This window comes from Bacillus cereus group sp. BfR-BA-01380, assembly GCF_022663535.1.
Lineage (GTDB): Bacteria > Bacillota > Bacilli > Bacillales > Bacillaceae_G > Bacillus_A > Bacillus_A cereus_BB.
In genome coordinates, this window is the sequence record NZ_JAKUFS010000008.1 from 88,261 (window position 1) to 112,449 (window position 24,189).

Consider the following 24,189-nt stretch of genomic DNA (forward strand, 5'->3'; position numbering starts at 1 on the left):
TTATCTCACCTAACTTTAAACATATTATATAAAGTGAAATTTTAATCAGTATTTTTCATCCTCCACCGATTATTAGCCCTCACTAATCGGGCTTTCATGAGAAGTAATACGTGATAAAGTATCCTTCCTAAATTATTATATTTTTTCCTAAGAGGCACACTAGTGACCCAAATCACATCAAAAAATTCTTTTTATATAAATCCAACTTGACTTTCCAACACACAAGTCGCCGCCATGCTGAACAAAAAATAACCTGCTACTTTTTTCTCTCTTTGTTTGAACTTCGCACGTGGAAGAAAAAGGAACTGACCGCTTCTACGCATGGCGCTCTCGACCATCTAAAAAGAAAAGGGGTTTATATCAGGTTTTTAATTTGGATTTATATATATATAAAAGTAACGAGAAATTATATAATCTTCTCGTTACTTTTTCGTTTACTATTCCTCTACCGGTGCAAAGTGTTCAGTATCTTCTCCACATACTGGACACACCCAATCTTCTGGTAAATCTTCAAAACTTGTTCCTGGTTCTATATCTTCATCCGGATCTCCAACTTCTGGATCATAAATATAGCCGCATGGTAAGCAAATATATTTTTTCATGATAATGTCCTCTTTCTATTATTAGATTGTAGCTACTCAGCCATACATCTCATTTTTCAGCATATAGATTGCTGCTATAACGATAAAAATGGCAATGCACCTTGCTACCTTTCTTTGTTTTAAAACTTTGCGCGTGGCAGGAAAGGGCACTGACCGCTACTATACATAGCCAGTCCCTCTCGCCCATCTAAAAAATGCTTTTCTGCTTTTTTTAACAGATTGATTGAGTAGTTAAGATTTTAGTTTCTCTTTTACCTTGCTCATTATTTCACTTACATTCGTATTTTTCATATCAATCTCTTCTAATGATACTTGCTTTTCAATAGCAGACTTGTAAGGAAGGGATGCAGCTACTCCTTCTAATGAGATGACACCTACTATTTTATTATCCTTAATAAATAACCTTGTATACTTCTCTTTACCATCTTCTTCAACGATAGTTGTATCACATTGTTTTTCATCAACAAATCCAATTGAGAATAAAGATACATCGAATGCATGAAAGATAGTAGTTGGAATTGCTTCCTTATAAATTGCAGGATTAGAAACCATATTACTTCCTGCAATTTTCCCTTGATCCATTGCTCGTCCCCATAGTCCGCCAATTTCACCGTTTACTTCCGCTACATCCCCAGCAGCATATACAGATTCCACATTCGTTTCCATCTTCTCATTGACAATAATACCTCTATTTACATGAATAGGAGTATTGTTTACTAAAGAAATGTTAGGAGTGACCCCAATTGAATACACAATACTATCACAATCTATTCGTTGTTCACCATTCACTTTCATTCCAGTTACTACTTCTTCTCCAAGAATAGAATCAATAGTCGTATTTACATATACTTTTACTCCGGCACTTTCAATTTTTTGTTTTAATAAAAGAGACATTTTTTCATCTAATTGTCTTCCCATTAGTGTAGCGGCAACTTCTACAATGGATACTTTTTTACCAGCCTTCATCATAGACCAAGCTGTTTCTAATCCTTGTACGCCTCCCCCAATGTTTACAACATGCTTTTTATCTTCTAAACATGCTTTAAAGTTATCCGCTTCCTGCATGTCTCTAATCGTAAAGACATTTTTTTTATTGATTCCATCTACTGGTAGTCTTCTATTATTTGCACCCGTGCAAATTAATAATTTATAATAAGAAATTTTTTCATGATTTGATGTAACAATATTTTGCTGCTCTGTATCAATTTTTACTACCTTTGTATTTGTGACAACCGATATATTATTATTTTGGTACCATTTTTCTTTTTTGATTAAAACTTTTTCACTGTGTAAATCTGAATATAGCTCTTTTGATAGTTTAATTCTGTTATAAGGTAAAGATGATTCTTCACCAAAAATGAATATCTTTGAATCCTTGTCATGATCTCTAATTGTCTTTGCAGCATTTACAGCGGCTACTCCACTTCCGATAATAACAAAATTCTTTTCCATATTTTCACCTACGTTTTTCTATTAAATAGAACTTAATAATAAATCTGTAACAAACGTTGTTGCATGTTTAATTCGTTTCATTTTCTCTTCATCCTTTGGAGAGAATCTTATACGAATAGGAAATTCAACATGAGTCATACCTGTAGACTTAATAACATTTGATGTACTTTGTACATTCATGTTTGTTTCATTTAGGTAATCTTGTACGACCTCAATTGCTTCACCACTCCAACCGTATGATCCGAATGCAGCTGCAATTTTCCCTTCTAAGTTCATTTCCTTCATTTCTATTAAAATTTCTTCTAAGTTTCCAATCATATCTGCGTATTTAGTTGACGATCCAATGAAGACTGCATCTGCTTCTTGAATACTTTCTAGAATTGTAGCTTTATCCGATTTATCAGCATTAAATACTGTTACTTCAATGTTTTCTGCTTCAAATGTTTCTTTAATGATATTCGCGATTCTTTTCGTGTTATTTTTAATGGTTGTATATACGATTGTTACTTTTTTACCTTGCGTTGTATCTTTACTCATTTCTGCATATAAATCGATATATTTTTGGACATCTTGACGTAAAATGTATCCATGAGACGGAGCGATCATTTGAACATCCAAGTCTTTCAATGCTTCCATTAACGTTCTGACATATCTTCTATGCGGGTGAATAATCGCATTATAGTAGCCTATGAAATCTTCCGTAATATCTTCATTCGCTTTATCATTAAAGAATTCATAATTCGATACATGTGTACTGAAAATATCACATGGGAATAAAATTTTATCCTCTACGCAATATGTGATCATCGTTTCTTCTGTATGAAGATATGGTGTTTCTTTAAATTTCAATGTTTTTCCGCCGATATCTAATGTGTCACCATCTTTTACAACTAAAAAGTTTCTGTGGTGCAATTTATACATTTCTTGCAATTCAGGTACAGCAATTTCTGTACATACGATTGTAGCATTCGTAGCTCTTGATGCTAATGCTGCCAATCCACCTGAATGATCGGGTTCTGTATGATTCACTACGATATATTGAATGTCTTGTGGATCAATTAATTCACTTAAATATTCTACAAATTCTCTTCCAAAATCTATGTCAACTGTATCAATCACTGTTGGTTTTTCAGTTTTTAAAAGATACGCATTATAAGTTGTTCCTTTTGCTAAGATTAAACGATGAAACGGAACCTCCCTATCATCAATTTTCCCTACCCAATATATATCTTCAGTTAACTTAATTTCTCTATTCATAATTTTTAATTCCTCCTAATTGTTGTCTCTTAACAACAACCTTATTATAAAAATTCTCCTAAAATAAAAAGAGGATTTGAATCACATTTTGCAAAAACAAATAAAAAAAATACTTGAGTAAATGAAAATTTACTCAAGTATTTTTTGACATATTCATTTTGTAGCTACAAGAACGAAAGCTGGCCCATTCGGTAAATACGCCTCTTTTTTAAAATTACCGAAAGTTTCTACAGTACGAAAACCACATTCTTTTAACATAGGCAGTAGTTGTTTTTTCGTAATGGGATATAATGGAATACTATTTGATAGTTCTTTATCATCCACATTCAATGTTGCAGTAAATAATACTTTTTCTCCTTCTAACGTATAATTACGCTTAAACGAGAAATGTTTCTTCTCCAGTACCGGAAATTCGAAATTATTTCCATCTAATACTTTTTCATAATTTACAATTTGAATAATTAGTTTTCCGTTTGCTTTTAATTTTTCATAAGATCCACAGATAAAATTAAAGATTTCTTTCGAATTATCCAAATGAACAAGTGTATTTCCAATACAATAAATACCATCAAATACTCCAGGCACATTTTTAATTTGTTGCATTCCAAATGTATTTACACGAAATATCCCTTCGTAAACTGCAGCTTTCTCCCGAATTTTTGCAGCCATCGTCTTCTCTGGTTCCATCGCAGTAACAGCAAACCCCTTTTCAACTAGTGCTTGGGCTACATTACCTGTTCCTGCGCCCACATCCAGTATAGAGCTACCTTTTTGTAAATAAGAGACTATAAAATTTATTTGTTTCTCATTTGCAGGAAAAATTTCATCATAATATGGCGTTAACGTTTGATAAAAAGTCATTATTTATACAGTCCTTTCAGGATCTAACATTCAAATCATAATCAATTACTACCCGCAAATAGCAGGATCATATATATGAAATGTAAAGAAACTACTTGAGTTAGTTTCCTTATCAAAATATTACTAAACATCCACAAAATCACTGTAATAATGATTACAGTAATGCTCTGGCTAATAATACTACTAAAACAAAAAAGTAAATAGAATTTATACTCTCTAAAATACCCACTTTTAGAATCGAAATATTTCTACCATAAAGTAATATAGATCGTATCAAACTTGGTATAAAGACAATGGCAAACCACGGTGATACAATTAAAGTTACAATTACAAGTAAAGAATGGTACCCCCATGAAACAAAGCGATACGTTGGATTCTTTTTTTCTCGAATCATCGTCTTCACATAAAACGTACTTCCCATAAAATATAAAAATGATAGAGTTGCAACAACCCATATCTTCTCATCAATTGTTTTCATTGTGAAATAATAACTAATGATTCCTCCTATACAAAACAAAATAATGGCACATGTATCATTTAGTAAAGCTCGTTCGTTTTTTTGGCGAGAAAAATAAATATTTATAAAAAAACATGGGAGCATGATAATAGAAAAGAGCACAATACGCCATTCATATATAAGAGAAAGGATCGCACACACACAAGCTACACTAAAATAAAGAAAGAAAGAATGTAAATAATACTTCTTTCGTGGTTGTTTTACGTACATTAATAAAGGATACGTGGCTAAGTACACAAACAACCATGCCAAAAAGAGCGGTATATGATACCATGTCCCTTTACCAATTAAAACCCCCAAAAGGAATGGAATAAGCAACATTCCCCATGCCCCGTGCTGCTTTGGAATAATTAACTTCATTCTTTCAACACCCTTACCCAAAGTTTTTTATCAACAATGTCATATACTGATACTTACTAACCCTATAAAATTTTGTAAAAGTGCTATTTCCAATAGTTTTTTAACATACTTTGCTACTGAATGAAACAAAGAGCTTGCGAACAATATCTATATAGAATAGAGTCACACTTTTATCAGTTGGGATTTTCTTCATCCTCCACCTATTCGCTTAATTTTGAGACGGTGGTATTATTAGGGGTAAACCTTTTATTAAAGATAAACTATATTGAGGAAGGATACTGTGAGTGAAATCACTGCATTATGATTTTATACCTTTTATTTTATAAAGTGACACTTTTATCCCGCTATTTGTGGGCAGTAATACTCCCGCCTCAAAATTCAGCAGATGCAAAGAAGTTTGAGGCGGGAATATTACTGTTTATTAAACTCTAAAGCTATATCCTCAAAAATTATTTTAAATTACCGCATATATTAATTTTATATTTCTATAGATATTATACTTTTTTGATGTCCTTGCGAAAAAAATCTATATGTAGTATCATTTCATCATCACAAGTACAACATATAGGTTAGGAGTGGGTGGAATGAATCCATCAAGTAGAATAACAAAACAGTCATGGGATCATTTATGGACAACATTTAACACGATTGCACAGGATAACGATCAAGACTTAATGCAAGAAAATGCAAATGTTGATGGCCGATCTCCAATGGGAATGATGGGAACATTTGCATCTGAGAGTGCAAAATATTATGCGATAGAACATTTACTTTCTGAACAGGTAAAAAAAGCAATTGATCAAAATATTTTATATCCACACGATTTAGATTTTTATGCAACAGGTACAACAACGTGCTCACAAATTCCACTAGCACAAATACTAGAAAAAGGGTTTCATACAGGTCATGGACATATGCGACAGCCACAAGATATTAAAAGTGCGTTGGCTCTTTCTTCCATTATTTTTCAGGCAAATCAAAATATGCAGCACGGTGGGCAATCCTTTGCAATGTTTGATATAGATTTAGCACCGTATGTGAAAAAAACGTTTGAAAGAAATAAAAAACGTTTGGCGGCATATCCATTAACAGCAAAACAGGTAGAAGAGTTTGCATGGAAAGAAACAGAAAACGATACATATCAGGCGTGTGAAGCTTTTATTCATAATTCAAACAGCATGCATAGCCGCGGTGGTGGACAAGTACCATTTATTTCGATTAATTACGGAACGGATACATCAAAAGAAGGAAGATTGCTAATTAGACAATTATTACGAGCAACTCAAGCTGGATTAGGAAAAGGAGAAACACCAATCTTTCCAATTCAAATCTTTAAATTAAAAAAAGGTGTCAATTTTGAAGAAAACGATCCGAATTATGATTTGTTTGAATTAGCATTAGAAACGACAGCAAAACGATTGTTCCCTAATTTTTCATTTTTAGATGCACCATTTAATGCGATTCATTATGATGGTCGCCCTGAAAGTGAAGTGTGCTATATGGGCTGTCGTACCCGTGTTATGGCTAATATTCATGGAGAAGAAACAGCCATTGGAAGAGGGAATTTATCGTTTACGTCTATTAACTTAGTAAAACTAGCATTAATAAGTGACTCAAAAGAAGTATTTTTTGAATCATTGAATCATTATGTAGATCTCGGCATTCTCCAGCTATTAGAAAGATTTGCTTACCAATCTACAAAAAAGGCAAGGGATTTTCATTTTTTATATTCTCAAGGAGTATGGCGCGGCGGTGAAAAACTTCAACCAGAAGATGCTGTTGCTGAAATTTTGAAACAAGGTACGTTAAGTATTGGTTTTATCGGACTTGCTGAATGCTTAGTTGCTTTAACAGGAAAACATCATGGAGAAGATGAAAATTCGTGGAATCTTGGGAATGAAATCGTTGCCTTTATGAGAAGAAGGATGGATCAGGCAACGGAAGAATATCAGTTGAACTTTTCATTAGTCGCAACCCCTGCAGAAGGATTATCAGGAAAGTTTATAAAAAAAGATCGAGCTGAATTTGGGACAATTAGTGGTGTAACAAATCATAACTATTACACAAACTCATTCCACATCCCGGTTTATTACCCGATTCGAGCGCTTGATAAAGTTCGTTTAGAAGGACCGTTTCATGCACTTTGTAACGGCGGTCATATTACATATATTGAATTGGACGGAGCAGCTGTTCATAATCCAAAAGCATTAAAGCAAATTGTACAGGCAATGGCGCAATATGGAGTTGGATACGGCTCTATTAATCACCCGGTAGATCGCTGTAAATGCTGTGGCTATAATGGAGTGATTGAAAATGAATGCCCAAGCTGCGGGAATGAAGATGAACATCATATTGAAAGAATCCGCCGTATTACCGGATACCTTGTCGGTGATATGTCGAAATGGAACAGTGCAAAACGTAGCGAAGAAGCGGATCGCGTGAAACATAGATGAGAGTAATGAATATTATTTATGATAGTGTTGTAGACGGAGAAGGGCTTCGGACAGTTGTGTTTTTTTGCGGGCTGTCCGCATCATTGTTTAGGTAGCTGCTTATTCAAAAAAATGGGACGTGAGTAAAAAGTACTCATGTCCCATTTTTTATACGTTTTGTTTCTGTTTTCGTAATGCTTTTGGAATGTATACACAGAAAGGTTCACTTTCCATGTAATCTCCAGTCATGGCAAAAGCTCTGGAACGAGATCCTCCGCAAACATATCGGAACTCACAAACCCCACACTTTCCTTTATACTTGTCTGGATTACGCAAGTCTTGGAAGATGGGGGAGTTTCGATAAATATCAGCTAGTGGTGTTGTTCGAACATTCCCGGCTTTGATAGGTAATAACCCACTTGGATACACATCTCCAATATGAGAGATAAATACAAAACCGTTTCCATCATTTACCCCTTTTGGAGCACGTCCAAGTCCATCAATTTGCCCCGTCATTCCATTCATCAATACATGCTGATATTGAATAGCCTGATCTGTTGTTTTATTCTCTCTCATTTTTTGTTGAATAACAACACGTCTGTAGTGCTGAGCAGCCGTTGTTTTAATATCAAAAGAAACCTTTTTACTTAATTGATATAGCCATTGGAATACTCTTTCATGCCCGGCTGGTGAAATCATATCTGTTTCCTTGCCGCGCCCCGTTGGAACTAAGAAAAATACACTCCAAAGCACACACTCTAATTCCTCTACTAATTTCGCCATATCTTCAAGTACATTCACATTATAATTAGAAACAACAGTATTAATTTGAATAGGAATTTCCAATTCATGCAAATAACGAATCGCATTCATTGTTAATTCAAATGACCCCTCTGTCCCCCTAAAATGATCATGTATGTCAGCTGTTGGCCCATCTAAACTAAATGCCCATCTAGCAAGCCCGACTTCTTTTGCTTTTTGAATTGTTTCTTTCGTAACGTTTGGAGTAGCACTTGGTGTCATAGATACTCGAACACCTTTTTTTATCGCATAATCCGCAATATCATATACATCCGGACGCATTAACGGATCACCGCCGGTAAAAACAAGCATCGGATTATCCATTTCATATATATCATCAATTAGTTTTTTACCTTCTTCAAATGTTAGCTCAAGAGGATGACGATGATACTGAGCTTCCGCACGACAATGAAGACATTTTAATTGGCATGCTCTTGTTAACTCCCATATCACAATAAATGGATTTTTGTTAAAATCACGATTAATCAAGATTAAACCCTCCCTATCAGTTGTAACTACTCAGCCATACATTTCATTTAGAAGTTTGGTAAGGGTACTATTCCGGCGAAAATACAGATTGCTGCCACGAAGATAAAGTGAAACTTCCTTTCATGGACGCTTTTCCCATGAAAGGTTAGTTGAACCAATCGGGCTTTTACAGGCAGTTATCTTCGCTACTCTACTCTCCCCCGCCTTTACTGCCTGTTAATGCGGGGTAAAAATGGCCATGCACCTCGCTACCTTTCTTTGTTTTCAAACGTTGCACGTGGCCGAAATAGGCCCTGACCGCTCCTAAACATCGCCAGTCCCTCTCGCCCATTTAAAAAAATGCTTTTTTATCGTTTTTTCATAAAGCGATTGAGTAGTTACTATCAATTTATATCCTCATTGTAAAGTGATATAGGCATTCATGTTGTGAGATATATCACGTGTGATTTTCCTCACTTCTTATTCATTCTCTCTATGTTACATTGTTTTTGAGAATTAATATCACTTATTTCCGAGGTGAGAGTGATGACAAAGATGATTGATTTTAGTCAAACCGTTTGCGATTTAGCTAACAAATACCCTGAAATCATCCCTATCTTAAAAGAGCTAGGCTTTGAAGATATAACGAAACCTGGCATGCTGCACACGGTCGGCCGTGTGATGACTATTCCAAATGGCTGCCGGATGAAGGGAATTTCTTTCGATACCGTTAAAAAAACTTTTGAAAACAATGGATTTAACATTAAAGAATAGAGGAGAATCCTTATGAGCGAAATGATTAACAACCGTGAACAAGAAAGTATGAATCAATTTGAAAGACAGGCTATCTTAAAGGAAATTATTAAAAATCTTCATAATGGAAAAAGTGTGGAAGAAGTGAAGGCCCAATTTGAAGAAGCAGTCGGGAATATTACCGTCGCGGAAATTTCAAAACTTGAACAGGCACTCATGGAAGAAGAAGGAATTCCAGTGGAAGAAGTACAACGTTTATGCTCGGTGCATACAGCTATTTTTAAGGGTTCCATCGAAGAAATCCATCGATCCGATAAACCCGAAGATCAAGCTGGGCATCCAGTTCATACATTTAAGCTTGAAAACAAAAAAATTGATAAGCTTGTTAACTTCAAGCTTCAACTTCACTACGAACGTTTCGAGAAAGAAGATAATGAAGAAAACGTTTATAAACTAATCGAAGATTTAAATCTGTTGCTGGACGTGGATAAGCACTACAGCCGTAAAGAAAATCTGCTTTTCCCCTATTTAGAAACATACGGAATTTACGGCCCGACACAAGTAATGTGGGGAATCGATGATGTCATTCGTAACGCCATTAAAGATGTGAAACAAGCATTAACAAACTATAACGGAGATAAAAAAACGGTCTTAGACGGCGTTTACTTTGTCATCCGTGAGGTAACTGAAATGATTTTTAAAGAGGAAAATATTCTGTTTCCAATGGCCCTTCAAACTCTTACGGAAGATGAATGGGTTAAAATCGCTCATGAAAGTGATGAAATTGGCTATTGCTTAACAGGTCCTGCGAGTGTATGGAAACCTGAAAGAAAAGCAGTGCAAGAGCAGGCTATGTCTGAAGGATTCATTCGTTTAGAAACAGGTATACTATCTTTAAAACAACTAGAGCTGATGTTGAACCACTTGCCTGTGGATATTACGTACATTGATCAGAATGATGTTGTACGCTACTTCTCTCATGGAAAAGAGCGAATCTTTGCTCGTACAAAAGCGATAATCGGCAGAACCGTTCAAAACTGCCATCCTCCAAAAAGCGTTCATGTCGTTGAAAAGCTCTTGGAAGACTTTAAATCTGGAAACAAAGATTGTGAAGATTTCTGGATTAAGTTCAAAGATAAATATGTATACATTCGCTATTTCGCTATACGGAGTGAAGATGGAGAATACATGGGCACCCTTGAATTCACACAAAATATCAATCCAATTCAAGAAATCCAAGGAGAAAAACGCATTCTCTCATAAAAGTGAAACCTTTATCAGCCCTCACAAATTGGACTTTTATAGACTCCCCCACCTAACTTCTTTACTTTAGGCGGGGGTTTTTCTGTTTACGCATAGCTGGACAAACAAATTGTTTAAATTTATGAACCATCCAAAAGATGTGATAAAGTGAAACTTTAATCAGTGGGGGTTTTCTTCATCCCCCCCTCTTTTAAACATCTTACAATGCAAATATAGGTCTTTGTTCATCATTTCATATTAAAAAAAGGGAAATGAATATGAAAAAACGTTTGGTGGTGGATTACTTGCTTTATTGACTTAGTTGTTAACTTAATGGAGCAACAACTGGCGCTGACCGCTTCTACACATGGCCAGATCCTCTTGCCTCTCTAAAAAGAAAGAGGTTTTTAATTTGTATATATGCTCTAAGCCCTAAAAGTTGCATTACCTCTTAATATAGTCATAGAATTATAATTAATTTGTAGTCAAAAGCACGTAACAAGCGGGTAAAATGAATTACTATGAAGAATAAAGTAAAAGCTAAAAAAATTAGAAACGGAAAATGGAGAGATGCATTAAATGTTAAAGATCATCAAACATTTAAAACCATTTGTTGCTTCCATCATTGCGGTTGTATGTCTTTTAACTGTGCAGGCAATATGTGACCTATCACTGCCAGACTACATGTCTAACATTGTCAATGTAGGGATTCAACAAAAAGGTGTCGAAAACGCAGTACCTGAAGTTATTCGTAAAAGTGAGATGGATAAACTTACGCTCTTTATGAATGAAAAAGAGAAGAAAAAAGTAGCTGACAACTATGTTCTGTTAGATAAGAACAATCTTTCTCAAAGTGAGCTAAAAAATGACTTAAAAGATTATCCAAAGCTTGATAAAGAACCACTTTATAAGCTACATACAACGGATAAAAATACAATCAGTGAACTGAATGATATCTTTGGGAAACCAATGTTAATTACACAAGGAATTGAAAAAGGCGGCACTGACAGTAAAACAACGATGAAGCTTCCGCCAAATACAGATCCTTTCACAGTCATTGCAAAACTGCCTCAAGATCAAATCGATGCCATGAAAGAAAAGGCAGATGAGAAGTTTAAAGATATGCCAGGCAGCATGGTGACACAGGCATCCGTTTCATTTATTGAGAATGAGTATAAAACGATTGGCATCAATACGGATAAGCTTCAATCCAATTATATTCTTACTTCTGGCGGGAAAATGCTCCTTTTATCATTAGTGAGTATGGCAGCGACCGTTATCGTGAGTTTACTCGCTGCAAAAGTAGCAGCAGGACTCGGCAGAGATCTTCGAAAGAAAGTATTTCGGAAGGTCACAAGCTTCTCAAATGCGGAGTTTGATAAGTTTTCCACTGCCTCTTTAATCACAAGAAGCACAAATGATATCCAGCAAGTGCAAACATTGATGGTAATGATGCTTCGAATCGTCTTCTACGCACCGATTTTAGGTATAGGCGGCATTATTAAGGTACTTACTACAGACCTTTCCATGGGATGGATTATCGCAGTTGCAGTTATCGCAATTTTAAGCTTAGTTATTGGTTTATTTAGCGTTGCCATTCCTAAGTTTAAAATGATCCAAAAGTTAGTTGATAAAATTAACTTAATCACGCGTGAATCGTTGACAGGTATGCTTGTCATTCGTGCGTTTAACAATCAAAAACATGAAGAAAAGAAATTTGAAAAAGGAAATCAAGATTTAACAAAAACAAATTTATTTGTAAGCCGTTTAATGTCATTTATGATGCCAATGATGATGTTTATCATGAATGCCGTTACTGTACTTATTATTTGGGTTGGAGCACACCAAGTAGATATGGGACATATGCAAGTTGGTGATATGATGGCATTTATGCAATATACAATGCAAATCATCATGGCCTTCTTAATGATCTCTTTTGTATCGATTATGGTTCCACGTGCTTCTGTATCCGCACAACGTATCGCAGAAGTTTTAGATACTGACCTTTCCATTCATGATGCAGCGGAGCCCAAAACATTCGCTTCAGACAAGAAAGGTTACGTTGAATTTAAAAATGTTAGCTTTAGATATCCAGGTGCAGAAGAAGATGTGCTTTCCAATATCACCTTTACTGCAAAACCTGGTGAAACGACAGCTTTCATTGGAAGTACAGGTAGTGGTAAATCCACACTAATCAACTTAATTCCGCGCTTTTATGATGTCACAGACGGCCAAATCTTAATAGATGGCACTGATGTTAGAGAAGTATCTCAGAAGGAATTAAGAGAAAAAATCGGTTATGTACCGCAAAAAGGAGTTCTATTCTCCGGTACGATTGAAAGTAACTTGAAGTACGGTAAGAAAGAAGCAAGTGAAGAAGAATTAGTAAAAGCGTCAGAAATTGCGCAAGCGATGGAGTTTATTAACACGAAACCTGAAAGCTTCCGTACAGAAATATCACAAGGTGGTACGAACGTTTCTGGTGGTCAAAAACAAAGACTTTCGATCGCCCGTGCTCTTACGAAAAAATCGGAAATCTTCATATTTGATGATAGCTTCTCCGCTCTTGACTTTAAGACAGACGCGCTACTACGCAGAGCTTTAAACAATGAGATTGCAGGAAGTACTCTTTTACTTGTTGCCCAAAGAATCAGTACGATTATGAATGCAGATAAAATCATTGTACTTGACGAAGGAAAAATCGTCGGAACAGGTACTCATGAAGAGCTTATGGAAAACTGTGAAGTTTATAAGCAAATTGCTTTATCACAACTTTCAAGAGAGGAGTTGTCATCATGAGCGATAGAAAAATAGAAAATAGAAAACAAGGTGGCCCTGGTCCTGGCGGCGGTGGTCATATGGGCGGCGGCATGCAAAAGATTGAGAAAGCAAAAAACTTCAAAGGAACGATGAATAAGCTCCTTCAATACTTGAAACCCTATAAATTATCAATCATAGTCGTCATCATTTTCGCAATCGGTAGTGCCGCCTTTACAATCGTCGGTCCAAAAATTTTAGGAAAAGCCACAACAAAACTTTTCGAAGGACTCGTAAGCAAAGTAACAGGAGCACCAGGTGCGGCAATTGATTTTACCTATATCGGAAACATTGTCATTTTACTCCTTGGATTATATATACTGAGCACTGCGTTTGGCATTATCCAAGGCTATATCATTTCTGGAGTGGCCCAAAAGGTATCTTATAACTTCAGAAAAGAAATCGATGAAAAAATTAACCGGATGCCGCTGAAATATTTTGATAAAACAACGCACGGAGAAGTATTATCGAGAGTTACAAATGACGTAGATACAGTGAGCCAAACGTTAAATCAAAGTATGTCGCAAATCATCACATCGGTAATTACAATCATCGGTGTACTCATCATGATGTTATCCATCAGCTGGCAAATGACATTAGTCGCGCTCTTAATCTTGCCAGTATCCATGATACTCATTATGGCAGTCGTAAAACGATCACAAAAATACTTCAAATCCCAGCAAGAATATTTAGGACACGTGAACGGGCAAGTTGAAGAAATTTATAGTGGTCACAATATCGTTAAAGCCTTTAACAAAGAAGAAGAAGAAGTGAAAAAATTCGAAGAGGTAAATGACATCCTTTACCACTCCGCATGGAAATCGCAATTTTTATCGGGAATGATGATGCCGATTATGACGTTTATCGGTAACATCGGTTACGTCGCTGTATCGATTTTAGGCGGATGGCTTGCGGTAAAAAGAACGATCGCAGTTGGAGACATTTTAGCCTTTGTGCAGTACGTAAGAAGCTTTACGCAGCCAATCGCTCAAGTAGCGCAAATCGCGAACGTACTTCAATCTACAGCTGCAGCTGCGGAAAGAGTCTTCGAATTTTTAGAAGAAGAGGAAGAAGTACCGGAATCAGAAAATCCAGTGAAGTTGCAAAAAGTAAACGGAGAAGTTACCTTCAAAGATGTTCAATTTGGATACAACCCAGATAAGACCATCATCAATAATTTCTCTGCTCACATTAAACCTGGACAAAAAGTAGCAATCGTCGGACCAACCGGAGCAGGGAAAACAACGATCGTAAAACTGTTAATGCGTTTCTATGACGTAAACAGCGGCGCGATATGTATAGACGGTCACGACATAAAAGACTTTACGCGAGAAGACCTGCGCAGCATGTTCGGCATGGTACTGCAAGACACATGGCTATTTAACGGTTCAATTATGGAAAATATCCGTTACGGCAGACCGGGTGCAACCGACGAAGAAGTAATCGAAGCAGCGAAAGCAGCTCACGTGCACAGCTTCGTCAAAACATTACCAAATAGATACAACATGGAATTAAATGAAGAAGCAAGCAACGTATCCCAAGGACAAAAGCAATTACTAACAATTGCCCGCGCCCTTCTAGCGGATCCGAAAATACTCATACTCGACGAAGCAACAAGCTCAATCGACACTCGTACAGAAGTACTGATTCAAAAAGCGATGGAAAACCTCATGGAAGGCAGAACAAGCTTTATCATTGCTCATAGATTATCAACAATCCGTGATGCAGATTTAATCCTTGTCATGAAAGACGGGGATATTGTAGAACAGGGTAATCATGAAGAATTACTGAAAGCTGATGGTTTCTATGCTTCACTTTATAATAGTCAGTTTGAGAGTGCGGATGCTTCGTAAAATGAAATAGAAAAAGCTTTCCCAAAAGGTCGCCAAATAACGATCTTTTGGAGAAAGCTTTTTTTGTATGAATAAGTTGCACTGTCATCAGAAATATGAAACAAACAATATGTCTTCTAGATAACTGTTTTTTCCTCCATAACTGTATCTCTATTCGCTAAATTCAAGTAGAAATGCGTTATTGTTATCATGTAATATGGAAAAATCCACAGATACCCAATACTAAGGGTGAAATATCCCAAAATAAACCATCCGATAAAACTTAACCCTAGTATGAATAAATCTAACTTATGTCCTTTCATCATTTCTTGGCTCTTTTTAAGCGCTTCACTCGCCGTATATTCTGGATGATCTAACATGATATAGTAAGCCATAGAATAAGAGAAACATTTTATAATACCTGGTACAACTAACAATAAACTCCATAAAAATATGTATACACCCATTAACAACCCTAACTTCATCGATCTAAATGCATTCTTTTTTCGGAATCCTTCAAATAAATCATCAATTGTAGTAGATTCTTTTTTCGCTAAACGCAATGTAACATTACAATACCCATAATATATAATGCTTATTACAGCCATAAAAGCAAAGAATGCAATAACAAAAGTAAATGCATAAATTAAAAAGATTACCACATTTAACGTTTCTTCTTCTGTAATTGAAGCACTAGACCCTATTATTGCAGCCATCAATACAATACTCAGTAGAAAAATTGGAATTCCTACAATAAGCATACCAATACCGGAAATGAGGTTATACAGAAGCGATGCCCCTACGCCTAGGCCCCATCTACCTTTTAATGAAGATAAGGCCGCTCTTTTTAAATCACTAATCATTTTAATCCCATCCTTCAATTTTTTTGTACCCCTTGTATGAATAACAATATTACATATAGAATAATAACATTTTTTAACAAGATTAACATTATATATATATTTATTAATATAAAAATTAAAAAACCAAATCCATTCCAAGCTAAAAGTCCAAAATATACCTCCATATGAATAAAGGACTAGGTTCATTACAACCTAGTCCCTAACACTATTTGTTCTTACTGTTTTATTTTCTTGTTTTGGACACTATAAGAGACTTCTATTCTCTTATTTAAAGATTTTTATTAGTTGTAGTAGCCGAAGTTTATTTTTGTTTTACAAAGCGGTATGTTTGGAAATTCTCTCCATCAAACAGTTGCATTTTATTATCTCCAAAGTTTTGGACTTTTAATGCTATAATATGTCTTTCTGAATCAATAGGTTTTCCATCTGCATACGCTTGTTTAATAGTTAACATTAATTCAGAAGATTCTTTACGGTATACCCAAGTCCCTGTTACATAATTCTTTTTACTAGGATACTCGGCTCTTGCATAAGTTTCAAATGTGTTACCTTTAAAGATAAATGTAGGTATAAATTTACCGTCTTTTTCAAAACCCCAACTACCTTCAAACTCTTTACCTTCTTTTGTTGTGTTTTTCTTAACAGCATCTATGTCAATACCGGCTTTTTTATCTAAATCTTTTAAATCTTGTTCAGTTACCGTACCATCACCTTCACTTACTGTTTTCCTAGTACCGATTGATCTCTTATCGTTAAGAGAGTTCTCGAACTTCCCCCAACACTCTTTTGCTTTTTTCAGTTCTTCATCAGACTCTTTTACCATTGCTAAATGTGATGATGTAGTTTTGTCTTTAGCACTATATATTTTCTTATTCAGTTCAAATGATTTTTTATAGTGAGTCATTGATTCTGATAAGTTTTTATGTACATCTTCATACTCACTAGGAGGTTCGATATTTAAGAACTTATCAGTTAACGATATTAAGTCGTCAAGTTGACCTTGTAGTGTTTCTAAACTACTATCTTTAGTACTTTCTCCTGCAGATATGTTTAGTATCAGTTCATGTTCTGTAGTCTTCCTATTAAAATCTAAACAAAGTTCATAGACTTTGTTAGGGTACTCTTCTTTTGAAAGTTTTACTTTCTTATTTTCTTGTTTTGCTTCAACTTTTGACTTATTATCTGTTGATGCTTTATCTCCCCCACCACACCCTGCTAATAGCATGATAGGGATTGCTATGGCTAATGCTTTGTTTCGTTTCATCATTTTACAATACCCCTTTTAGGTTTACTGTTGTTTTACATATCTAGTTGTATCTTTTGAATTCTCATTGTATAGTTGTAAATTCTTTGTATCATAGTTTTGTACTTTGTAATCTATGTCTTTATGAACAACTTCTGCTACTACTCCGTTTGCCAGTTGCTTTGAGATATGTAGTTTTAACATCATATTAGACTTATCATATTCCCATGTACCTTCGATGTAGTTTGTCTTATTTGGATAATCACCTGCGGTATATACCTCAAATGTCTTAGGGCTTCCACCTTTTAAGATAAATAACGGGTTAAACTTACCATCACGAGTTACACCCCAGTTAGCAATTAACTCTGTACCATATAAGTCTTACTTCAAACTAGACTCAAACCAACTTAAAACAAAGAACAATAAGATAACAATATAAACAATGCTTATTAGTCCAAGATTCACTACGTTTATAAATTTAAGTAATTTATTAAATATTTTATTAAATCGTTTTACTGACCATGATCCTATATAGTATAGAAAAAGGAGGTAGTTTAACATTGAACTACAACCTAAAAATCCTAAAGTTGTTTGAGTTAAATGTAAAGATGTGTTTAAAGATATAATTACCATTACACCAATCATTGTCACAATCGTAGAAATCCAAATTAACGCTGAATCGTTTACATCTTTCTTTTGAATTAGATATTTTAATACTAATGATATAATGAACGTTTGAAGAACAAAGAATACAATTCTAGCTGCATAATCTAGTACTGTTGGTAACAATGTAATCCCTCTCTCATACCTATTCGTTTAATTAGACAAACTATACTGAAACCTCAAGTATCGCCATCAATTACTTTTTAGTTACCATACAATTTTTCTAACTCAACTAAGCCTTTTTTGTGGTTTGATAAACCTACTGTAAAACTGTTCGCTTTCATTTCAAGTACCCCTTTGTCCTCTTTTAACTTTATAGTGACATTGGATTTAATCATACCTCTCTTTACACTTACTTTCTCTACTTCATATAAGTCTAAGTGAGCAATATTTTCAGTAGGATTACCAGTTGCAGGACTTAACTCTATTAGTATGATTCTCTTATTTGTGAACCCTACAAGGTAATGTTTATTTAAGGCAAGTGCCCCCAAACCAAAAAATAAGTATTGAGAGGTAGATGCCATTTTCATAACATAGAAGTAATGAACATAAGTCTCACCTTCTACCATTAGTTTGTCGAATACTTTGTCTGCATTTGTGTTAGTTAACATCTTTTATTCCCCTTTGTTTTAGACTGTAATTGTGGTTATTCTACCCTTACATGTTTAAAATAGCTATAATTAAGCACTATACTTACCATATATTCCACAAATTCACATGTCAATTTAAATACGAAAAAAGCACGTGCTTGTTCTATGATAGATAAGCACGTGCTTTACGTTTATAAGTACATATAAGTTTTTTCAAAAATGCTGGAGGTATCCCCTTGTCATCAACTTAAGAAATTCTTTATCCTACAAAACGAAAAAAATAGAGGCCTAATTCACATTTATTCATAAAGTTATATGATGTATTTTTATAATTAATGTGTCTATTGAAGATAATTCGGTTCACTACTACATAAAGTGAAACTTCCATCAGTGGGGGTTTTCTTCATCCCCCACTGATTATCAGCCCTCACCAATCGGGCTTTTACGGGCAGTTTATCTCCCACCTAACTTCTTAAGAAAAGCGGAAGCGGCTCGTTCAGAATTGCAGGACGTTGGAGCACCCGACAGAGAGGCGCTTTCTGCCTCGTCCGAGGGGGCGAAACGACCGGAGATTCTAGCCGCTAGAGCTGGACAATGTTTTCGCCGAATTTTGAGGTGGGAGTATTACTGCCCACGAATAGCGGGATAAATTCCTATATTTCATACTTATCCTTACTCACATTTAACATCGCTCAGAATACTATGTATCTAGAGGGTGTGACAATATTGGAAAAAAATATTGAAATTACAAAAAATATACAAGTCATACGGTCTATCCAACGCGATCTCAATATTGTGACAGTCGCACTATTGTTAACTGGACAAATCACCATTATAGGAGTTTTTGTGACACCAGGAGGGTTTCGCGTTTCATTAGGAGGACCATTAACAGGGGAAAGTCGAATCGAAGGTAAATTTGAAAAACAAACTACGAATGTCATTATTGATGTAATAGACGTTATCCTCGCCGTTTTATTACTCAATGATGAAATTGGTGTTACGGGTAGTTTTATTGCACCTGGCAGATTTACCATTAATGTTAGTGGACCCATTTTTGGTGTTCCTAAACTTGAACCTTCTCTTCCTTACTTGAAAAGAGATTATACTTTCTTTCAAAAGGTTGTGTCCAAACATTTTGATGTTAATCCTAATTTATTAAAAACACTTACAAAGGAATGATAACATGGCTTTAACCGATATTCCTTCTATTAATCCATCTAAAAATGGAGTCTTTCTTCTAGCTCTTCCTTTAATTATTTTTATCTTCTTTTTTACTCAATCTAAAGAAGAGATAATACAATAACCTCCAATAGTACATATTGGGAAAATACCATTAGAAGCACATTGAAATATGTAAGCTAATGTGGAGCATCAGTTTAAGGAGAAATAAGAGGTAAGTACATATTAAACATGACTAATATGTACTTACCTTTATTTTTGAGGATTTTTAATTTTTAGGTCTTGATAATTTATCAATATAGGTGCTTTTGTATATTGTAAGAAGAAGTTAAACATGAAACTCCTTCATTACTAATTTCTAGACATATCAACGAAAAAATCAGGTCTTGCTGGTGATAGCGAACGCCCCTTCACCTACGCTTTGCTTAGAGGTGGAAGCTTCTAGTGTAATCATACCTAACGATACGAAATTTACTTAGCTGCAAAGCATGATTATGCTAACAATCGCAAGCCTTCACGTTTAACATTGAGGGAAGATTTATTTATTGAAAAGGAAATGGAAAATATATGCTAAAATATTTAAAAGAAAGTTAATTAAGAGGAGCTGTTGAATATGGAAACTATTCAATTAATTGAAGAATTTCTACTTCCCCATTATGTTAAAAAAGATATAATGCACAATTTTGAACATATTAAAAGAATTTTAAACCTAGCTCTAGACATGTCGAAAAAATATAAGGATAAAGTAGACAAGGATTTACTTGTATTTGGTTCATACCTTCACGGTGTAATATACAAAGAAAATATAAGAACGGAAGTTAAAGACTTTCTAAAGAAAATTGGGTTTAGTGATGAAAAGATAATGAAAATTATAGAAGTTGCTGAGGGTTCGCAAAAGGATGGTAAACCACTAAGTTTGGAAGCAAAAATACTTCACGATGCTCATTTACTTGAAGGTGGAGAAACATTCCTAATAGTTAAGTCATTAATCACAGGCTCACTAAGAGGGCAATCTTTATTAGAGACTATAATATATATGGAAAATAATATTATAAATAAGCATCGTTGTTACCTCCCAGAAAACATTGAAAAGTACAAAGAAAAAGAAACATTTGCTTTTGAATTTCTCAGCAAACTTAAACCTTATATCTAGAGTTAATTATCTGGTTAATCATAACCACCCTTCCAAATGGTGGTTTGCACAAAGGCTATAAGCCTATACTACCCTTTAAAAGGTTCTGTGTATTCTTTTACACTTAATTTATCTAATGCTATATCGTGTTTTTCTTGTTCTTGAATATATTTTTTAATTGTCGCTTCATTTAATCCGCCTGTACTCACATAATATCCTTCAGGCTCAACAGACTAAATTCCATAATAAAAAACACTTCTGGTAAACGATTAATTATTTACCAAAAGTGTTTTATGCTTATTTTACAATAAGTATTGGACAATGCGCGGACTGTGCCACTTTATGACTTACACTTCCTAACAACGCTTCCTTGATTAGTCCCTTTCCTGTGTTTCCCATTATAATGATATCGTAATCGTGCTCTGATGCATATACAGTAATGATGTGGGCTGGGTCACCATCAAATGTATGGGTCTCATAATTCACATTGGATTCTGAGAGAAACTGGATTGCAGAGGTTAATATCTCCTGATTCTCCTCGTCTAATAGTTGATCCAGATCGATGTTCAGAATAGGCTCCTGCATCGGAAGGTCTTTATTCACATGCAGAATCGTCAACTTTTCAGATCCGATTGTTTTCCCCAGCTCAGCTGCATGGTGAAGGGCGCGGACAGAAGGTGCCGAGCCGTCGAACGCCACTAACATTTTTTTATACATACGTATCATCCTCTCATATATAGTTGCCTGTGTACACTGATCTGCGGCTGCATGGCTTGAGAGCACGTGCTTTTTTTAGTGACCGCTAACTTGATCTACATGTGCAATGTGTTTCTGTCCAAAAGCAACGACCAGCATAGCCAAGAATACAAATACAGCTCCAATTACGAAAGGAACATGTGGAGTATACGTTTCAGCAAGCTTATTTGCCAGCCAAGGTCCAATCGCTCCGCCGATGAAACGAACGAAGCTATATGCCGCGGAGGCCGTAGCGCGCTCTACTGGCGCAACCTGCATAACCGCTGTAGTGATCAATGTATTATTCGTTCCCAAGAATAGGCCTGCGACGATAACGGAAACAATAATAACTGTTCTTGATTCTGTCCAAATTCCCATTGCCAAAAGAGTTAATGCAAACAAGGTTAACATCGCGCACATTGATTTAACCGTTCCAAATCTGGCTTGAAGCTTCGGAGCAACAAAGACGGATGTGATAGCGAGACAAATTCCCCATCCAAGGAACACATATCCCAATCCATGCTCATCCAATCCCATGACAAATGGAGCGTATGCCATTAACGTGAAAAATCCGATGTTATAAAGGAATGCTGTAATCCCAAGTCTTAATAATCCAGGGAATTTCAATGCTTTGATCGGATCAAGGATAGAGCTTTTTACTTTCGGCTTTGCAACCTGAGGCATTTTTAATAAAAGAGCAAAAAAAGCGATGATCATTAGCACGCTCACCCCGTAGAATGGGCCGCGCCAAGAAATAGATCCTAATTCTCCGCCAAGTAGCGGGCCTACGGAAATACCAAGCCCGATGGCTGCTTCATACAAAATGATTGCTTTGGTGGTTCCGCCTACAGATAAACTTACTATCGCAGACAACGCTGTGGCAATAAATAATGAGTTGCCAAGTCCCCATCCACCGCGGAAAGCGACAATTTGCCATATTCCGTTTGAAGAACCCGCCAGTGCCGAAAAGACGATGATAAATAGAATACCGGTCAATAAAGTCCATTTAATGCCAATCCTGCTGGAGACAACGCCGGTGATTAGCATCGCAATCCCAGTGATCAAGTTATAACTTGAAAATAGTAAGGAAACCTGGCTTGGAGTGGCATGAAGTTTTTCTGCAATCGCAGGTAAAATAGGATCGACAAGCCCTAAGCCCATGAAAGAAATAATTGCGGCAAAAAAGATAACCCAAACGACAAGCGGCTGTTTGGCCGATTCGTTTTGGGCACTAAGTGAATATTCTTGATTTGAATTCATCCATTACAAACTCCTTTATATATGGTTTTGGGGCGAGTTCAACCTACTGTTTACAGTTCCATGATTGATATCCCTTATACATCCCCTTTACATTGGAAAAGCTATGATTGCAATTTCGTTACAAATAGTAGTATAAAACTTTATAACCTTGACGTCAACGTTAATTTAAATAGACAAAAAAATGATTTCATTCATAACTCCCTCTTCATCGTTAGCGTAAACCGCTTGTTTTTTCTGCAAAAGCTTTGGTTGTAGTATAATATTCTTGAGCTAAAAAGCTCCATCCTGTTAGTGTAATAATAAAAATAAAGAAATATAGGAGCGAAATGATGGACGGAATAAAAATAGATGACGTAGCGAAACAAAGCGGTTTAACGAAACGAACCATCAGATATTACGAACAAATCGGACTGCTGCCTGCTCCCCCGCGAAGTGAAGGAGGCATAAGATTATATTCCCAGGAACATATTGACTTCCTGAAAAAAATCACAAATGCCAAGGAAGTAATGGGCTTTTCCCTTCAAGAGCTTCAGCAATTCATCGCGCTCAGCGACACGTTAGAGCTTCGCAAAGCGGATTACAGGCAAGTAAAAGGTACAAGTGAACAAACAGAAAAGTTAAGAAAGGTAGTACATACTATCGAAGAGCAGCTGGACTTGATCGAACAAAGAAAGAAAAACCTCTTAAAGGTCGAAGAAGATTTAGTCTCCCTCAGGGACCGTGCGAAAGCAGCGCTGGTTCGATTTGAGGAAGAAGAATCTGGGCAAAAGGAGTGAGAAAAACGGACTTATTTTTGATAGTTTCATATTGAAAATTACAGAGCTTCTATTGGTTATTGCATTTTGTTTCTGATAAAAAAATCGCATATACATGCATGAAATATACGGATAAAAACACCTTCTTTATTTGCAACATTCCTTATGATTAAGTTGAATTTTACTTCCTACACAAAGGTGTTTTTTAGGGTAGGAAACACATCTCCATCAAGGTAAAGTAATTAAATACCCCCTGCCCATCAAGCTAATATTTTGAAGTACCTCTAAAATAAAAAATTTTATCCCTCCGCAGTTGTCTATTTTTTTGTTTTGGGGAACAATGAATTTCTTAACTTGATGGCGATGTGGAGGTGC

General features: G+C 35.6%; 20 protein-coding genes and 2 pseudogenes. 9 read left to right on the plus strand and 13 right to left on the minus strand.

Annotated elements, in window-relative coordinates; translation table 11 throughout:
• Positions 1–437: 437 nt before the first annotated feature.
• The 5 genes from rd to MR076_RS09900 form a co-directional block, all read right to left on the minus strand.
• Entirely contained in the window at positions 438–602 is a 165-nt protein-coding gene (rd, locus tag MR076_RS09880) for a rubredoxin (RefSeq protein WP_242220177.1), read from the minus strand.
• A gap of 231 nt (positions 603–833) precedes the next feature.
• Positions 834–2,054, minus strand: coding sequence for an NAD(P)/FAD-dependent oxidoreductase (locus MR076_RS09885; RefSeq protein ID WP_242220179.1), 1,221 nt, complete (start codon positions 2,052–2,054; stop codon positions 834–836).
• A gap of 21 nt (positions 2,055–2,075) precedes the next feature.
• Complete coding sequence (locus tag MR076_RS09890; RefSeq protein ID WP_242220180.1) at positions 2,076–3,311, minus strand: FprA family A-type flavoprotein; 1,236 nt, start codon at positions 3,309–3,311, stop codon at positions 2,076–2,078.
• A gap of 153 nt (positions 3,312–3,464) precedes the next feature.
• Positions 3,465–4,172, minus strand: a complete 708-nt coding sequence (locus tag MR076_RS09895) for a class I SAM-dependent methyltransferase (protein ID WP_242220184.1) — start codon at positions 4,170–4,172, stop codon at positions 3,465–3,467.
• A 154-nt stretch (positions 4,173–4,326) separates the two neighbouring features.
• Entirely contained in the window at positions 4,327–5,049 is a 723-nt protein-coding gene (locus MR076_RS09900; RefSeq protein ID WP_242220186.1) for a YwiC-like family protein, read from the minus strand.
• A 584-nt stretch (positions 5,050–5,633) separates the two neighbouring features.
• Here MR076_RS09900 and MR076_RS09905 point away from each other — a divergent pair.
• Together MR076_RS09905 and MR076_RS09910 are read left to right on the plus strand one after the other, a co-directional pair.
• Complete coding sequence (locus tag MR076_RS09905) at positions 5,634–7,502, plus strand: anaerobic ribonucleoside triphosphate reductase (protein ID WP_242220188.1); 1,869 nt, start codon at positions 5,634–5,636, stop codon at positions 7,500–7,502.
• Positions 7,499–7,595 (plus strand): annotated as a pseudogene (locus MR076_RS09910) (4Fe-4S cluster-binding domain-containing protein); the annotation flags it as partial. The gene MR076_RS09905 and the pseudogene MR076_RS09910, both read left to right, overlap by 4 nt.
• A 54-nt stretch (positions 7,596–7,649) precedes the next feature.
• Here MR076_RS09910 and MR076_RS09915 read toward each other — a convergent pair.
• Positions 7,650–8,771: a TIGR04053 family radical SAM/SPASM domain-containing protein gene (locus MR076_RS09915; RefSeq protein ID WP_242220190.1), complete on the minus strand. Its 1,122-nt coding sequence runs from the start codon at positions 8,769–8,771 to the stop codon at positions 7,650–7,652.
• 525 nt (positions 8,772–9,296) lie between these two features.
• On the opposite strand from MR076_RS09915, the gene MR076_RS09920 reads away from it, so the two are divergent.
• From MR076_RS09920 to MR076_RS09935, 4 genes are all read left to right on the plus strand, one after another.
• Positions 9,297–9,524, plus strand: coding sequence for a DUF1858 domain-containing protein (locus tag MR076_RS09920; protein ID WP_242220191.1), 228 nt, complete (start codon positions 9,297–9,299; stop codon positions 9,522–9,524).
• Positions 9,525–9,536: 12 nt separating this feature from the next.
• Entirely contained in the window at positions 9,537–10,766 is a 1,230-nt protein-coding gene (locus tag MR076_RS09925; RefSeq protein WP_242220193.1) for a DUF438 domain-containing protein, read from the plus strand.
• Between the two features lie 558 nt (positions 10,767–11,324).
• Positions 11,325–13,544, plus strand: a complete 2,220-nt coding sequence (locus MR076_RS09930) for an ABC transporter ATP-binding protein (protein WP_242220195.1) — start codon at positions 11,325–11,327, stop codon at positions 13,542–13,544.
• A complete protein-coding gene (locus MR076_RS09935) occupies positions 13,541–15,415 on the plus strand; it encodes an ABC transporter ATP-binding protein (RefSeq protein ID WP_242220198.1) in 1,875 nt (624 codons plus the stop codon). Before MR076_RS09930 ends, MR076_RS09935 begins: the two co-directional genes overlap by 4 nt.
• 116 nt (positions 15,416–15,531) lie before the next feature.
• Here the strand turns inward: MR076_RS09935 and MR076_RS09940 are convergent, their stop codons facing one another.
• The 4 genes from MR076_RS09940 to MR076_RS09960 all read right to left on the minus strand — a co-directional run bounded on the left by MR076_RS09940 (position 15,532) and on the right by MR076_RS09960 (position 18,774).
• Positions 15,532–16,257, minus strand: a complete 726-nt coding sequence (locus MR076_RS09940) for a DUF975 family protein (protein WP_242220200.1) — start codon at positions 16,255–16,257, stop codon at positions 15,532–15,534.
• Between the two features lie 301 nt (positions 16,258–16,558).
• On the minus strand, positions 16,559–17,524 hold the full coding sequence (locus MR076_RS09945; protein WP_242220201.1) for a DUF3994 domain-containing protein: 966 nt from the start codon (positions 17,522–17,524) through the stop codon (positions 16,559–16,561).
• 21 nt (positions 17,525–17,545) lie between these two features.
• Positions 17,546–17,860 carry a DUF3994 domain-containing protein gene (locus tag MR076_RS26785; protein WP_396021689.1) on the minus strand — a complete coding sequence of 105 codons (315 nt, stop codon included), beginning with the start codon at positions 17,858–17,860 and terminating at the stop codon, positions 17,546–17,548.
• A gap of 506 nt (positions 17,861–18,366) precedes the next feature.
• On the minus strand, positions 18,367–18,774 hold the full coding sequence (locus MR076_RS09960; protein WP_242220205.1) for a PH domain-containing protein: 408 nt from the start codon (positions 18,772–18,774) through the stop codon (positions 18,367–18,369).
• Positions 18,775–19,479: 705 nt separating this feature from the next.
• Between MR076_RS09960 and MR076_RS09965 the strand changes: the two genes are divergently transcribed.
• A complete protein-coding gene (locus MR076_RS09965) occupies positions 19,480–19,932 on the plus strand; it encodes a hypothetical protein (protein ID WP_277928436.1) in 453 nt (150 codons plus the stop codon).
• A gap of 613 nt (positions 19,933–20,545) precedes the next feature.
• Positions 20,546–21,085, plus strand: coding sequence for a hypothetical protein (locus MR076_RS09970; protein ID WP_242220210.1), 540 nt, complete (start codon positions 20,546–20,548; stop codon positions 21,083–21,085).
• A gap of 68 nt (positions 21,086–21,153) precedes the next feature.
• Here the strand turns inward: MR076_RS09970 and MR076_RS09975 are convergent.
• The 3 genes and pseudogenes from MR076_RS09975 to MR076_RS09985 all read right to left on the minus strand — a co-directional run.
• A pseudogene (locus MR076_RS09975) lies at positions 21,154–21,285 on the minus strand (IS200/IS605 family transposase); the annotation flags it as partial.
• 76 nt (positions 21,286–21,361) lie between these two features.
• Complete coding sequence (locus MR076_RS09980; RefSeq protein WP_242220212.1) at positions 21,362–21,781, minus strand: universal stress protein; 420 nt, start codon at positions 21,779–21,781, stop codon at positions 21,362–21,364.
• A 75-nt stretch (positions 21,782–21,856) separates the two neighbouring features.
• Entirely contained in the window at positions 21,857–23,059 is a 1,203-nt protein-coding gene (locus MR076_RS09985; RefSeq protein WP_242220214.1) for an MFS transporter, read from the minus strand.
• Positions 23,060–23,388: 329 nt separating this feature from the next.
• Here MR076_RS09985 and MR076_RS09990 point away from each other — a divergent pair, with 329 nt between their 5' ends.
• Positions 23,389–23,835 carry a MerR family transcriptional regulator gene (locus MR076_RS09990; protein WP_242220216.1) on the plus strand — a complete coding sequence of 149 codons (447 nt, stop codon included), beginning with the start codon at positions 23,389–23,391 and terminating at the stop codon, positions 23,833–23,835.
• Positions 23,836–24,189: the final 354 nt, after the last annotated feature.